This is a genomic window from Streptomyces sp. NPDC060031 (assembly GCF_042736805.1).
Lineage (GTDB): Bacteria > Actinomycetota > Actinomycetes > Streptomycetales > Streptomycetaceae > Streptomyces.
In genome coordinates, this window is the sequence record NZ_JBHWVM010000064.1 from 1 (window position 1) to 13,231 (window position 13,231).

The following is a 13,231-nucleotide window of genomic DNA, read 5'->3' on the forward strand; positions in this document are numbered from 1 at the left end:
CATGACTCGTCCGATCCGCCTGGCCCACAGGCCCGAGGCCGAGCCCCGGGCCAGGCTTCCACATCACGGACTTACACGATCTTTCAGACACGCTCCCCGCAGCACGGCGGCGTGTCGCAGGCGGCGGGATTCCGTCATGTGGTTCCTCGGATTCCATTGAGGACTCGTGTGACGTGGGCTTCGGCGTCGGTGGGGTCGAGGGGGGCGTGGGCGATGAGGAGGCGGTACCAGAAGGGGCCGAAGAACAGGTCGGTGGTGTGTTCGAGGTCGATGTCGGCGGGGATTTCCTCGCGGGTGACGGCGCGGGTGAGGAGGGTGTGGAGGATTTCGCGGCGGGTGGCGGCCCAGGCGCGGAAGGGGTCGGTGAAGGTGGGGTCGAGTTGGGCTTCGGCCATGAGGCCGGTGAGGGCTTTGGTGCGGATGGGGTTGTTGCCGATGCGGTAGAGGTCGGTGACGAAGGCGGTGAGGTCGCCGGCGAGGGTGCCGGTGTCGGGTTCGGGAGCGCGGGCGGCGGTTTCGTGGGTGTAGGCGTCCATGACGAGGGCGGGCTTGGATTTCCACCAGCGGTAGACGGTGCTTTTGGCGACGTTGGCGCGCTTGGCGACGCCCTCGATGGTGAGGGCGCCGTAGCCGTTTTCGACGAGGAGTGCGGCGGTGGCTTCGAGGACGGAGTGGTGGGCGTCTTCGTTGCGGAGGCGGCCGCCGGTGCGGGGTGGCTGGTTGGGGTTCTGGGGAGTGGTTGACACGGCTTCACGATAGCCCTACCGTTTTATCGAAACGCTGCGTAGCGTTTCGATTGATCAGGGGGGTTCAGTCATGAGCAGGAACGTGATCGCACATGGGTACGGCATGGCAAGTGACGAGCACTGGTACGGGTCCGTGGCGGAGGAGTCCTCGGCCGAGGGGGACGAGGGGGTGGTGCCGGACTTTCCGGAGCCGTGCGCGCCTGCGGCCGACGTGTGGCTGAAGGCGTTGGAGGCGGGGGCGCGGGGGGCTCCGGCGGGCGAGACGGTGCTGGTGGGGCACAGCCTGGGCGGGGTGAGTGTGCTGCGTTTGCTTCAGCGGCACGACACGGCGGCCGAGGGGGCGTTCGCGGGGGTGGTGTTCGTGGCGTCGATGGCCGGTGAGGTGGGCCGTGACGCGCTGGCGCCGTTCTTCTCGCCGGAGTTCGACTGGCGGCGGATTCGTCGGGCGGCCCGGGAGTTACGGGTGGTGCATGCGGCCGATGACCCGGTGGCGGGTGAGGGGACGGCGGGGCATGTGATGCGGTTTGGGGCGGAGTTGGGTGCCGATGCGCGGGTGGCTGCGTCGGGTGGGCATTTTCCGAGTACGGGTGGGAGTCGTCCGGAGTTGCCTGCGACGGCCCGTCTTATACGTGAGGTGCTGTAGCCGGGGTGCCGACGACGGTGGCCGGTGGTCGCGGCGGTGGGCCGTGACCGCGCGGGAACGGCTGGTGCCGTTCCCGCTGGGTGTGGCTGGTGTTATCGGACGGCGTCACCGATGTGGTGGACGCGGACGAGGTTGGTGGATCCGGTGACGCCGGGGGGTGAGCCGGCTGTGATCACGACGATGTCGCCGGGGACGCAGCGGCCGATGCGCAGGAGTTCTTCTTCGACCTGGGCGACCATGGCGTCGGTGGAGTCGACGTGGGGGCCGAGGAAGGTTTCGACGCCCCAGGTGAGGTTGAGTTGGGAGCGGGTGGAGGGGTCTGGGGTGAAGGCGAGGAGGGGGATGGGTGAGCGGTAGCGGGAGAGCCGGCGGACGGTGTCTCCGCTTTGGGTGAAGGCGACGAGGAATTTGGCGCCGAGGAAGTCGCCCATTTCGGCGGCGGCGCGGGCGACTGCGCCGCCTTGGGTGCGGGGCTTGTTCCGGTCGGTGAGTGGGGGGAGGCCCTTGGCGAGGATGTCTTCTTCGGCGGCTTCGACGATGCGGGACATGGTGCGGACGGTTTCGACGGGGTATTTGCCGACGCTGGTTTCGCCGGAGAGCATGACGGCGTCGGTGCCGTCGATGACGGCGTTGGCGACGTCGGAGGCTTCTGCGCGGGTGGGCCGGGAGTTGTCGATCATCGAGTCGAGCATTTGGGTGGCGACGATGACGGGCTTGGCGTTGCGCTTGGCGAGCTTGACGGCTCGCTTCTGGACGATGGGGACTTGTTCCAGGGGCATTTCGACGCCGAGGTCGCCGCGGGCGACCATGATGCCGTCGAAGGCGGCGACGATGTCGTCGATGTTTTCGACTGCCTGGGGCTTTTCGATCTTGGCGATGACGGGGAGTCGTCGGCCTTCTTCGTCCATGATGCGGTGGACGTCTTCGATGTCGCTGCCGTTGCGGACGAAGGAGAGGGCGATGACGTCGGCGCCGGTGCGCAGGGCCCAGCGGAGGTCTTCGATGTCTTTTTGGGAGAGGGCGGGTACGGAGACTGCGACGCCGGGGAGGTTGAGTCCCTTGTTGTCGGAGACCATGCCTCCTTCGATGACGAGGGTGCGGACGCGGGGGCCGTCTACCGCTACGACTTGGAGGGTGACGCGGCCGTCGTCGACGAGGATGCGTTCGCCGGTGGTGACGTCTGCGGCGAGGCCTTTGTAGGTGGTGCCGCAGGTGTGGCGGTCACCTTCGTGGTCTTCGACGGTGATGGTGAACTCGTCGCCGCGTTCAAGGAGTACGGGTCCTTCGCGGAAGCGGCCGAGGCGGATCTTCGGGCCCTGAAGGTCTGCGAGGACGCCGACGCTGCGGCCGGTCTCGTCGGAGGCTTTGCGTACGCGCTGGTAGCGCTCCTCATGGTCGGCGTAGCTGCCGTGGCTGAGGTTGAATCGGGCGATGTCCATTCCGGCTTCGACCAGGGCTTTGATCTGGTCGTATGAGTCGGTGGCGGGGCCCAGGGTACATACGATTTTCGCTCGGCGCATGAGGCGAGCGTATGCCCCTACCAGGGAGTAGGAAATTGGTTCCGAGTGTCCACTCAACAACCTTTGAGCAAAAGGTTGTTGACAATTGTTGAATGTGCATGGGGGTGCTCTGATGAGCACCCCCGGAGCACCGAATGTCGGGCTTCTGGGACGGCGCGACTAGAGCTGGGGAGGGGTCATCGTGAAGCGGGCGTTCACCTGCGCGTAGACGGTCTGGCGCTGGGGTTCCAGGTCGAGGGGCGGGGGGCCGGCGTCCTCGGACGCGCTGAAGGCCATGGTGCGCATTCCGGCGCCGGGGGCTCCCTGGAAGGGGAGGGCGTTCTCGGCGCCGAGGTCGGCGAGTTCGACAAGGGCGGCGAGGTGGGCGCCGAGGGCGGCGGCGTATTCGCGGGCGCGCTGGACGGCTTCGAGTACGGCTTGGCGGCGGGCTTCGCCGTGGGCGGGTGAGGTGGGGCGCAGGGCCCACCAGGGGCCGTCCACCTGGGTGAGTTCGAGGTCGGCGAGGCGGGTGGTGAGTTCGCCGAGGGTGGTGAAGTCGTTCAGTTCGGCGGTGATGTGGACGCGTCCGTGGTAGGCGCGGATGCGTTCGCCGCGGCCGTGGCGGGTGAGTTCGGGGGTGATGGAGAAGGCGCCGGTTTCGATCTTCTCTACGGGGTCGCCGTAGCTTTTGACGAGGTCGAGGACGGTGTTGTTGCGGCGGGTGAGGTCTTCGAGTGCGGTGCGGCGGTCGGTGCCGCGGGCGCTGACGGTGATCCCGATGCGGGCGATCTCGGGGTCGACTTCGAGGTGGGCTTCGCCGCGGACGGCGACGCGGGGTACTTCGGGGGTTCCGTAGGGCTGGTGCGATGCGTCCTGGGTCATGGCTTCACTCTCGCACCGTCGCTCGTACGGGTGTGGTCATCGGATCGAAACCTGGGCGGGGGTGTTGCTGGTTGTTACCCGTGGGTCAGAATCTACGCGCGTTGTTCACGCCTCAAAAGGGGAGATGGCATGGCGTTCGACCGTAGGACATTTATGGGCACCTCGGCTGCTACCGGGGCGGCCGTGGCGTTGGCGGGGGCCACGAGCACCCCGGCCGCCGCACAGCCCGTATCGGCAGGGCCGGGGCCGCGGACGTACTCGTTCACGGTGATGGGGACGACCGATCTGCACGGGAATGTCTTCAACTGGGATTACTTCACGGACAAGGAGTTCGACGACAAGGCGCACAATGACGTCGGTCTGGCGAAGATCTCCACCCTGGTGAATCAGGTGCGGGCGGAGAAGGGGCGCTGCAATACGCTGCTGATCGATGCCGGTGACACCATTCAGGGCACGCAGTTGTCGTACTACTACGCGAAGGTGGACCCGATCACCGCGCGGCGGGGCCCGGTGCATCCGATGGCTCAGGCGATGAACGCGATCGGGTATGACGCGGCGGCGCTGGGCAACCACGAGTTCAATTACGGCATTCCGGTGCTGCGCAAGTTCGAGGAGCAGTGCGACTTCCCGCTTCTGGGGGCCAATGCGCTGGATGCCAAGACGCAGCGGCCGGCGTTCGCGCCGTACAGCATGCACCGGCTGCGGACCCCGCACGGGCGGGATGTGAAGGTGGCGGTGCTGGGGCTGACGAACCCGGGGATCGCGATCTGGGACAAGGCGAATGTGCAGGGGAAGATGACGTTCCCCGGCCTGGAGGAGCAGGCGGCGAAGTACGTGCCGCGGCTGCGTTCGATGGGCGCGGACGTGGTGATCGTTTCGGCGCATTCGGGGTCGAGCGGTACGTCGAGCTACGGGGACCAGCTTCCGTACATCGAGAACGCGGCGGGTCTGGTGGCCGAGCAGGTGCCGGGGATCGACGCGATCCTGGTGGGTCACGCGCACACGGAGATCCCGGAGTACCGGGTGAAGAACAAGGCGACGGGCAAGGACGTGGTCCTGTCGGAGCCGCTCAAGTGGGGGCAGCGTCTGACGCTGTTCGACTTCGAGCTGACGTGGGCCAAGGGCTGCTGGTCGGTGGCGAAGGTGTCGGCGCGGGTGCTGAACTCCAACACGGCTGCCGAGGACCCGAAGATCACCCGGCTGCTGTCGGACGAGCACCGCAAGGTCGTGACGTACGTCAACCAGGTGATCGGGACTTCGACGCAGGCGATGTCCTCGGCGGACGGTCCGGTCAAGGACGTGGCGATCATCGACTTGATCAGCCATGTGCAGGCGGAGACGGTGAAGGCCGCGCTGGCGGGTACGGAGTGGGCGGCGCTGCCGGTGCTGTCGCAGGCGTCCTGTTTCTCGCGGACGGCGTCGATCCCGGCCGGCCAGGTGACCCTCAAGGACGCGGCGGGGCTGTACCCGTTCGAGAACACGCTGGAGGCGCGGCTGCTGACGGGCGCGCAGGTGAAGGCGTACCTGGAGTACTCGGCGAGGTACTACGTGCAGACCGCGCCGGGTGATGTGGTGGATCCGGCGAAGCTGACGAACGCGGAGAACACGCCGGACTACAACTACGACGCCGTGTACGGGCTGACGTATGACATCGACATCGCGCAGCCGGCGGGTTCGCGGATCACGGGGCTGTCCTTCCAGGGGAAGGCGGTGGATCCGGCGGCGCAGTTCGTGTTGGCGGTGAACAACTACCGGGCTTCCGGTGGCGGGAACTTCCCGCATGTGCCGCAGGCCCGGCAGGTGTGGGCGAATTCGGACGAGATCCGTAACACGATCATCCAGTGGGTGAAGGCGAAGGGGACGATCGACCCGGCGCAGTTCGCGTCGGTGGACTGGCGGTTGACGCGGGCCGGGATACCGGTGTTCTAGCCGGTTACAGCGCTAGGGGTGCTCGACGAGCGGGAGCAGTTCGCCGGCCGGCTCGGGCCGGGTGTGTTCCCGCTGGTCGAGGCCGAAGGTGGTGAAGGCGGTGCGGGTGGGCTGGGGGTAGGGCTCTTTGCCCGTGAGGGTGTTCAGGATGGCGGCGCTGCGCCAGGCGGCGAGGCCTAGGTCGGGGGTTCCGACGCCGTGGGTGTGGCGTTCGCCGTTCTGGACGAAGATGCTGCCGGTGACGGCGGGGTCGGTGATCATCCGGTAGCGGTCGTCGATGCGGGGGCGGCCGGAGGAGTCTTTGCGCAGGTAGGGGTCGAGGCCTGCGAGGAGGCGGCTGAGGGGGCGTTCCTGGTAGCCGGTGGCGAGGACCACGGCGTCAGTGGTGAGGCGGGAGCGGGTGCCTTGTTCTCCGTGTTCGAGGTGGAGTTCGACCTTGCTGGTGGCGACGCGGCCGGCGGTGCGGACGCTGACTCCGGGGGTGAGGACGGCGTCGGGCCAGCCGCCGTCGAGGGTGCGGCGGTAGAGCTCTTCGTGGATGGCGGCGATGGTGTCGGTGTCGATGCCCTTGTGGAGTTGCCATTGGGCGGGGACGAGCCGGTCGCGGACGGGTTCGGGCAGGGAGTGGAAGTAGCGGGTGTAGTCGGGGGTGAAGTGTTCCAGGCCGAGCTTGGAGTACTCCATGGGGGCGAAGGAGGGGGTGCGGGCGAGCCAGGTGAGGCGTTCGCGGCCGGCGGGGCGGGAGCGGAGCAGGTCGAGGAAGACTTCGGCGCCGGACTGGCCGGATCCGATGACGGTGACGTGGTCCGCGCCGAGGATGCGTTGGCGGTTGTCGAGGTATTCGGCGGAGTGGATCACCGGGACGGTGGGGGCTTCGGCGAGGGGGCGCAGGGGTTCGGGGATGTAGGGGGCGGTGCCGATGCCGAGGACGAGGTTGCGGGTGTGGGTGCGGCCGAGGGCTTCGACTTCGCCGTCGGCGTCGAGTTGGGTGAAGTCGACTTCGAAGACGTCCCGTTCGGGGTTCCAGCGGACGGCGTCGACCTGGTGGCCGAAGTGGAGTCCGGGCAGGCGGCCGGCGACCCAGCGGCAGTAGGCGTCGTACTCGGCGCGCTGGATGTGGAACTGCTCGGCGAAGTAGAAGGGGAAGAGTCGTTCCTTGTGCTTGAGGTAGCTGAGGAAGGACCAGGGGCTGGCGGGGTCGGCGAGGGTGACGAGGTCGGCGAGGAAGGGGACTTGGAGGGTGGCTCCTTCGATGAGGAGTCCGGGGTGCCAGCGGAAGTCGCGGCGCTGGTCGTAGAAGGCGGTGGCGAGTTCACCCGCACCCTGTTGGGGCAGCCCGTGGGCGAGGGCGGCGAGGGAGAGGTTGAAGGGGCCGATGCCGATTCCGACGAGGTCGTGGGGTGCATCGAGCTGGGCGGTCATCGGTGGGTGCTGCCTTCCAGGAGGTTCACGAGGGCGTCCAGGTCCCCCGCCGTGGTGTGGGGGTTGAGCAGGGTGGCTTTGAGCCACAGGCGGCCGTCTGCGGTGGCCCGGCCCAGGACGGCGCTGCCGTCGAGGAGGAGGGTGCGGCGCAGGGCGGCGAGCCGGGTGTCGTCGGCGTGGGTGGGGCGGAACAGGACGGTGCTGATGGTGGGCGCCGCGTGGAGTTCGAAGGCGGGGTGTGCTTCGAGGAGGCGGGCGAACTGGGCGGCCAGGTCGCAGGTGCGGTCGATGAGGTGGGTGAGGCCGTCGCGGCCGAGGGAGCGCAGGGTGGCTGCGATTTTGAAGGCGTCGGCGCGGCGGGTGGTGCGCAGGGAACGCCCGAGGAGGTCGGGGAGGCCGGCTTCGGTGTCGTCGGGGGCGTTGAGGTAGTCGGCCTGGTGGGCGAGGGGGGCCAGCAGGGTGGTGTCGGGGACGGCGAGGAGTCCGGCGGCGATGGGCTGCCAGCCGAGTTTGTGCAGGTCGAGGGTGAGGGACCGGGCGCGGGTGAGGCCGGTGAGTTTGGTGCGGTGGCGGGGGCTGAGGGCGAGGAGGCCGCCGTATGCGGCGTCGATGTGGAGGTCGGCGTTGCCGTGCCGGTCGCAGAGGTCGGCGAGGTCGGTGAGGGGGTCGATGAGTCCGGCGTCGGTGGTGCCGGCGGTGGCGGTGACGAGGACGGGGCCGGGGGTGGTGGCGAGGGCCTCGGCGAGGGTTGCGGGGTCGAGGGTGCCGGTGGGGGTCGGCAGGGCTTGGGCGGGGGGCAGTCCGAGGAGCCAGGCGGCGCGGGGGATGGAGTGGTGGGCGTTGGCTCCGTGCAGGACGGTGAGGTGGGGTCCGTGGCGTTCGCGGGCGAGCAGGAGGGCCAGTTGGTTGGCTTCGGTGCCGCCGGTGGTGAGGATGGCGTCGGCGTGGGGGGTGGTGTAGAACTCGGCGGCCAGTGTGCGGGTGACCATGGCTTCGATCGCGGAGGCGGCGGGGGCCTGGTCCCAGGAGTCGAGGGAGGGGTTGAGGGCGCTGGCGGCGAGGTCGGCGGCGGCCGCGACGGCGAGGGGCGGGCCGTGCAGGTGGGCTGCGCAGAGCGGGTCGGCGGGGTCGGCTGCGCCGGCGGTGAGGGTGTGGACGAGGGTCCGCAGTGCTTCGTGGTCGCCGTGTCCGTGGTCGGGGAGTACGGTGCCCAGTTCGGCCTGGACGCGGGCGGCGAGGGCGCCGGGGCCGCCGGCCGGCAGTGGGCCGCCGCGCGCTCGGGCTCCGCTGTGCAGTGCCTCCAGGACGGTGTCGAGCAGGGGCCGCAGGGCGTGGGCGCCTGCGCGGCCGCCGGCGAGCGGGGGCGGTGTGCCTGGGCCGGGCGGCGCTGTCATGCGGTGTCCTCACGGGAACGGGTGGCGGTGCGGTGCCGCCTGGCGGCGGGCGTTGCTCCGCTGACGGGGCGGGCACCCGGCTGGTACAACGATCAGACCCGAATGGGGTAACCGGCGGGGTTTGTCCGAATCGGTGTCCCGTCATCGCCGCGAAGCGGCCGAGGGCGGCCGGGAGCCGGGCAGGCCGTGCCCTGCGGGCTGCCGCGGGGGCGTCGATGTGCGGGGGCGCGGGCCCCGGGTACCGGTGCGCCGGCCCCGGGCGGCCGGGCCCTGCGGGCGGCGTGTCTGGCCGCGGTGCCTGGAGCCACGGGGGCGAGGCGTCACGGGCGGGTGCGGGTCCGGCTCCGCAGGCGGCATCGCCGGCTGGCGGCACCAGGAGCCACGCGGGGCCGGGCGCCACACGCGCTGCGGCGCAAGGCCCCACCGGTGGTGCCGGCCCGGGGCACCACAGGCGGTGCGGGCCCCACAGGCGGGTGCCGAGCCCAGTCCCACCGGCGGTGCAGAGGCCTCACCGGCAGCGCGGGACCCGCCCCGCACGCGGCGCCGCCCGGCTGCGGAGCCCGGCAGCGGAGCCCGGCTGCGGAGCCCGGCAGCGGGACCCGGCAGCGGGACCCGGTCCCACCGGCGGTGCGGGACCGGGGCGCGGGCGAGTAAGGCGTTTTTCAGGCGGGTGCGGGGCCAGGACCCCACGCAGTGCGGGACCCGGCCCACAGGCGGGTGCGGGGCCGGGGCCCCAAGGCGAGTCAGACGCCACAGGGCGGGTGCGGGGGCAAGGCCCCACCGGTGGTGCCGGCCGGGGCACCACAGGCGGTGCGGGCCCAGCCCACAGGCGGTGCGGGCCCAGCCCGCAGGCGGGTACGGGCCCGGGCCCGCAGGCGGTGCGGCCCTGCCCCCGGCGGGTCAGGCCCCACAGGCGGGTTCGGGGCGGGTCCCGCCGGCGGTGCGGGACCCGCCCCCGCACCGTGGCGGGACCGCGCGGCGGGGCGGCCCCGCCGGGCTGCGGGGCCCGGGCCCCCGGGGGCTACCGGTTGCGGACGTGGAGGGCTCGGGTGAGGTCGGCCAGGTGGTCGGCCAGTTTGCGGCGGAGGCTGGGGAGGAGGTCGGGGGTGGTCAGGCAGGCGTGGCCGGCCTGGAGGTTGGCCTCGTCCACCGCGTGGCCCGGGAAGGCCCAGCGGCCCGCGGCCTCGCCGATGGCCGGGCCGCGGCGGGCGGCGAGGGATACGGCTTCGGGGTAGTAGCGGGTGACGTAGCCCCGTACGAGGTCGGCTTGTTCGGGCTGCCAGAAGCCCTGGGCGGTGGCGGTGAAGAGGTAGTTGGACAGGGTGTCGTCGTGGAAGAGCCGCTGCCAGGCGGCTTCCTTGGCCTGCGCCGTCGGGAGCGCGGCGCGGCAGCGGGCCGCGCCCTCTTCCCCGGTGGCGCTGGGGTCGGCGGCGAGGGCGGCGTCGATCTCGGCCTCCCCGACGGCGCCGAGGACGGACAGCCGGGCGAGGATGCGCCAGCGCAGTTCGGGGTCGAGTTCGGGGCCGCCGGTGACGGCGCCGTCGGCGAGCCAGGCGGTGAGGGTGTCGGGCTGGGTTGCGCTGTCGATGAAGACGCGTACGGCGGCGAGCCGCAGCCCCGGGTTCGAGCCGTCCTCGGTGCGCCGCAGCAGGTCGCGGGCGATGGAGGTGATGACGGTGAGCGCCGCGGCGCGCTGCTCGGGGGCGACGTAGCGGTCCGCGACCTGGGTGCGGGCGAAGGTGAGGACGCCCTGGACGATGGCGAGGTCGTCCTCGGCGGGTACGTGGGCGCCGGCGGTGGCCAGGTAGTCCTCGGGGGCGAGTTCGCCGTCGCGGACCATGTCGCGCAGGGAGTTCCAGACGACGGCGCGGGTGAGCGGGTCGGCGATGCGGGAGAGGCCGCGCAGGGCGGTGTCGAGGGAGTCCTCGTCGAGGCGGACCTTGGCGTAGGTGAGGTCGCCGTCGTTGAGGACGAGGAGGGCGGGGCGGGGGCCGCTCACCGACAGAATTTCGTCGGTCGGGATGTCGAGGTCGAGGGTCTCGCGCAGTTCGAGGGCGCCGTCCGGGGCGTGGTCGTGGAGGCTGGCGGCGATGCGGTGGGGGCGGCTGCCCTGGCGGTCGACGGTGAGGGTCCAGCCGGCGGCGCCGCCCGAGCCTCCGTCGCCGCCCGAACCTCCCGCGCTCTCCTCGATCCGCGGGGTGAGCGTGTCGATGCCGGTGGTGCGCAGCCACGCCTCGGCCCAGGCGTGGACGTCGCGGTCGGTGTGGGCGGCGAGGGAGTCGACGAAGTCGGCGAGGGAGGCGTTGGCGAACTTGTGGCGGGCGAAGTGGGTGTTGATGCCGGCGAGGAAGTCCTTCTCGCCGAGCCAGGTGACGAGTTGGCGCAGCGCGGAGGCGCCCTTGGCGTAGGAGATGCCGTCGAAGTTGAGGAGGGCGGAGGCGGTGTCGGGCACGGCGTCGGGGTCGGGCGCGACGGGGTGGGTGGAGGGGCGCTGGTCGGCGTCGTAGCCCCAGGACTTGCGGGTGACTCCGAATTCGGTCCAGGTTTCGGTGAAGCGGGTGGCTTCGGTGAGGGTCTGGTAGCCCATGTACTCGGCGAAGGACTCGTTGAGCCAGATGTCGTCCCACCAGCGCAGGGTGACGAGGTCGCCGAACCACATGTGGGCCATCTCGTGGGCGATGACCATGGCGCGGGTCTGGCGTTCGGTGTCGGTGACGGCGGAGCGGTAGATGAACTCGTCGCGGAAGGTGACGAGGCCGGGGTTCTCCATGGCGCCGGCGTTGAACTCGGGGACGAACGCCTGGTCGTAGGAGTCGAAGGGGTAGGGCTCGGTGAACTTCTCGTGGTAGCGGTCGAAGCAGTCGGTCGTGACGGAGAGGATCTCGTCGGCGTCCACGTTCATGTGGGGGGCGAGGGACTGCCGGCAGTGGATGCCGAAGGGCAGTCCGGCGTGCTCGGTGCGGATGCTGTGCCAGGGGCCGCCGGCGATGGCCGCGAGGTAGGTGGAGATGACGGGGGTCGCGGCGGACTGCCAGGTGCCGGCGCCGTCGCCCTCGCGGTCGCCGGTGCGGGTGGTGATGCCGTTGGCGAGGACGGTCCAGTGCGCGGGTGCGGTGACGGTGAACTCGAAGACGGCCTTCAGGTCGGGCTGGTCGAAGGCGGGGAAGACGCGCTGGACGTCGTCCATGAACATCTGGGTGTAGACGTACGCCTCGCCGTCCGCGGGGTCGGTGAAGCGGTGCAGGCCTTCGCCCGTGCGGGAGTAGCGCATGCGGGCGTTGATCCGCAGCTCGTGGGTGCCTTGGGTGAGGCCCGTGAGCGGGAGGCGGTTGCCGGCGAGGGTGGCCGGGTCGATGGGGTGGCCGTCGAGCTCGGCGGAGCGCAGTTCGTCCGGTTTCAGCTCCACGAACGTGTCGCCGGCGGTGCGCGCGGCGAACCGGATGACGGTGGTGGAGTCGAAGGTCTCGTCACCGCCGGTGAGGTCGAGGGCGACGGCGTAGTGGCGGACGTCGAGGAGCTGGGCTCGGAGTTGCGCTTCGTTGCGCGTCAGTGCGGACATGGGGCTCATGCTGCCGGAAAACGGCTCCGGGCCCCAGGGTTCTATTCTTCGCCCGCGGCGATCGTCTCGTGGTGGCGGATGACCTCGGCGATGATGAAGTTGAGGAGTTTTTCGGCGAAGGCCGGGTCGAGTTTGGCGTTCTCGGCGAGCTGGCGCAGCCGGGCGATCTGGCGGGCTTCGCGGCTGGGGTCGGCTGCGGGCAGGTGGTGCTGGGCCTTGAGGTAGCCGACCTGCTGGGTGCACTTGAAGCGCTCGGCGAGCATGTGGATCACGGCCGCGTCGATGTTGTCGATGCTGTCGCGCAGGCGCACCAGCTCGGCGGCGGCGTTCTCGTCGATGTCGGTGTTCCTGTTGTTCATGGGTCCCGAGAATACGCGGAGGCCGGCGGTGGTTCTTCGGCCAGTCGGCCAGTGAGACGGGCTGGTCCCCGGAGGGGCAGGATCGCGGTGCCGAGCCGGCCGCCTTCGGGGGCCGGTCCGGCGGTGAGGGAGCCTCCGGGATCCTTCGGGGGCCTCGGCGCGCTCGGCCGTGCCGGCGAGGCCGTAGCCGCCGCCGCGGGCCTGGTCGGAGAGTTCGGCGGGGCGGCCGCCGTCGTCGGCGATGCGGACCTCCAGGCCGGCCGGGACGGTGCGCAGGCCGATCCGTACGGCGGTGGCGGTGGCGGTGGCGGCGTGCTTGCCGATGTTGGTGAGGGCTTCGAGGACGATGCGGTGGGCGGTGGCGGCGACGTGGGCGGGGAGCCGTTCGACGAGGTCTTCCTGGAGAGCTCGCCGGCGGTCTCCGCGTCGGCCAGGCCGCGCGCGAGGCAGCGTACGACCTCGCGTTCCCGCTCGGTCAGGGGTTCGACGGGGCGGCGGGCCGCCAGGGAGGCGGGGATGCGGGGGGCCGTCTCGCGCAGCAGCCGTACGGTGATGGCGGGCGGGACGAGCGGGTCGCCGACGGCTGCCGCCCGGACCGCTTCAACCGGCACGGCCGGGCTCGCGTCTTTCAGGAGGAAGCCGGACGCGCCGCCGTGGAGTGCGGTGTGGACGTACTCGTCGAGGTCGAGGGTGGTGACGATGACGATGACGATGCGCGGGCCGTCCTGCCCGGAGAGTCGCCGGGTGACCGCCCTGCGCTGCCTGCCCCGCTGTCGCCCGCTGCCCGTGCTCCCCCAC

The 13,231-nt window shown here is 71.0% G+C and carries 9 protein-coding genes; 2 read left to right on the top strand and 7 right to left on the bottom strand.

Going from position 1 to position 13,231, the window contains the following annotated elements; all coding sequences use genetic code 11:
• Positions 1-134: 134 nt before the first annotated feature.
• Positions 135-746, bottom strand: a complete 612-nt coding sequence (locus ACFWB8_RS25270) for a TetR/AcrR family transcriptional regulator (RefSeq protein WP_385231326.1) — start codon at positions 744-746, stop codon at positions 135-137.
• A gap of 70 nt (positions 747-816) precedes the next feature.
• On the opposite strand from ACFWB8_RS25270, the gene ACFWB8_RS25275 reads away from it, so the two are divergent.
• A complete protein-coding gene (locus tag ACFWB8_RS25275) occupies positions 817-1,389 on the top strand; it encodes an RBBP9/YdeN family alpha/beta hydrolase (protein ID WP_385231329.1) in 573 nt (190 codons plus the stop codon).
• 92 nt (positions 1,390-1,481) lie between these two features.
• Here the strand turns inward: ACFWB8_RS25275 and pyk are convergent, their stop codons facing one another.
• Complete coding sequence (gene pyk, locus ACFWB8_RS25280; RefSeq protein WP_385231332.1) at positions 1,482-2,909, bottom strand: pyruvate kinase; 1,428 nt, start codon at positions 2,907-2,909, stop codon at positions 1,482-1,484.
• A 159-nt stretch (positions 2,910-3,068) separates the two neighbouring features.
• Complete coding sequence (locus tag ACFWB8_RS25285; RefSeq protein ID WP_385231335.1) at positions 3,069-3,770, bottom strand: SIMPL domain-containing protein; 702 nt, start codon at positions 3,768-3,770, stop codon at positions 3,069-3,071.
• 129 nt (positions 3,771-3,899) lie between these two features.
• On the opposite strand from ACFWB8_RS25285, the gene ACFWB8_RS25290 reads away from it, so the two are divergent.
• Entirely contained in the window at positions 3,900-5,699 is a 1,800-nt protein-coding gene (locus ACFWB8_RS25290; RefSeq protein WP_385231338.1) for a bifunctional metallophosphatase/5'-nucleotidase, read from the top strand.
• 12 nt (positions 5,700-5,711) lie between these two features.
• Here the strand turns inward: ACFWB8_RS25290 and ACFWB8_RS25295 are convergent, their stop codons facing one another.
• The 4 genes from ACFWB8_RS25295 to ACFWB8_RS25310 all read right to left on the bottom strand — a co-directional run bounded on the left by ACFWB8_RS25295 (position 5,712) and on the right by ACFWB8_RS25310 (position 12,433).
• On the bottom strand, positions 5,712-7,121 hold the full coding sequence (locus ACFWB8_RS25295) for a lysine N(6)-hydroxylase/L-ornithine N(5)-oxygenase family protein (protein WP_385231341.1): 1,410 nt from the start codon (positions 7,119-7,121) through the stop codon (positions 5,712-5,714).
• Positions 7,118-8,515: a pyridoxal phosphate-dependent decarboxylase family protein gene (locus ACFWB8_RS25300; RefSeq protein WP_385231344.1), complete on the bottom strand. Its 1,398-nt coding sequence runs from the start codon at positions 8,513-8,515 to the stop codon at positions 7,118-7,120. Before ACFWB8_RS25300 ends, ACFWB8_RS25295 begins: the two co-directional genes overlap by 4 nt.
• A 1,021-nt stretch (positions 8,516-9,536) precedes the next feature.
• A complete protein-coding gene (gene pepN / locus ACFWB8_RS25305) occupies positions 9,537-12,074 on the bottom strand; it encodes an aminopeptidase N (protein ID WP_385231347.1) in 2,538 nt (845 codons plus the stop codon).
• 41 nt (positions 12,075-12,115) lie between these two features.
• Positions 12,116-12,433 (bottom strand): chorismate mutase, encoded by a 318-nt coding sequence (locus tag ACFWB8_RS25310; protein ID WP_385231350.1) that lies wholly within the window; start codon positions 12,431-12,433, stop codon positions 12,116-12,118.
• Between the last annotated feature and the right edge of the window lie 798 nt (positions 12,434-13,231).

Bases quoted from the DNA above. Each gene is read 5' to 3' on its own strand.
- ACFWB8_RS25275 (WP_385231329.1), top strand. From the start codon at position 817: ATGAGCAGGAACGTGATCGCACATGGGTACGGCATGGCAAGTGACGAG.
- pyk (WP_385231332.1), bottom strand. From the start codon at position 2,909: ATGCGCCGAGCGAAAATCGTATGTACCCTGGGCCCCGCCACCGACTCA.
- ACFWB8_RS25285 (WP_385231335.1), bottom strand. From the start codon at position 3,770: ATGACCCAGGACGCATCGCACCAGCCCTACGGAACCCCCGAAGTACCC.
- ACFWB8_RS25290 (WP_385231338.1), top strand. From the start codon at position 3,900: ATGGCGTTCGACCGTAGGACATTTATGGGCACCTCGGCTGCTACCGGG.
- ACFWB8_RS25295 (WP_385231341.1), bottom strand. From the start codon at position 7,121: ATGACCGCCCAGCTCGATGCACCCCACGACCTCGTCGGAATCGGCATC.
- ACFWB8_RS25300 (WP_385231344.1), bottom strand. From the start codon at position 8,515: ATGACAGCGCCGCCCGGCCCAGGCACACCGCCCCCGCTCGCCGGCGGC.
- pepN (WP_385231347.1), bottom strand. From the start codon at position 12,074: ATGTCCGCACTGACGCGCAACGAAGCGCAACTCCGAGCCCAGCTCCTC.
- ACFWB8_RS25310 (WP_385231350.1), bottom strand. From the start codon at position 12,433: ATGAACAACAGGAACACCGACATCGACGAGAACGCCGCCGCCGAGCTG.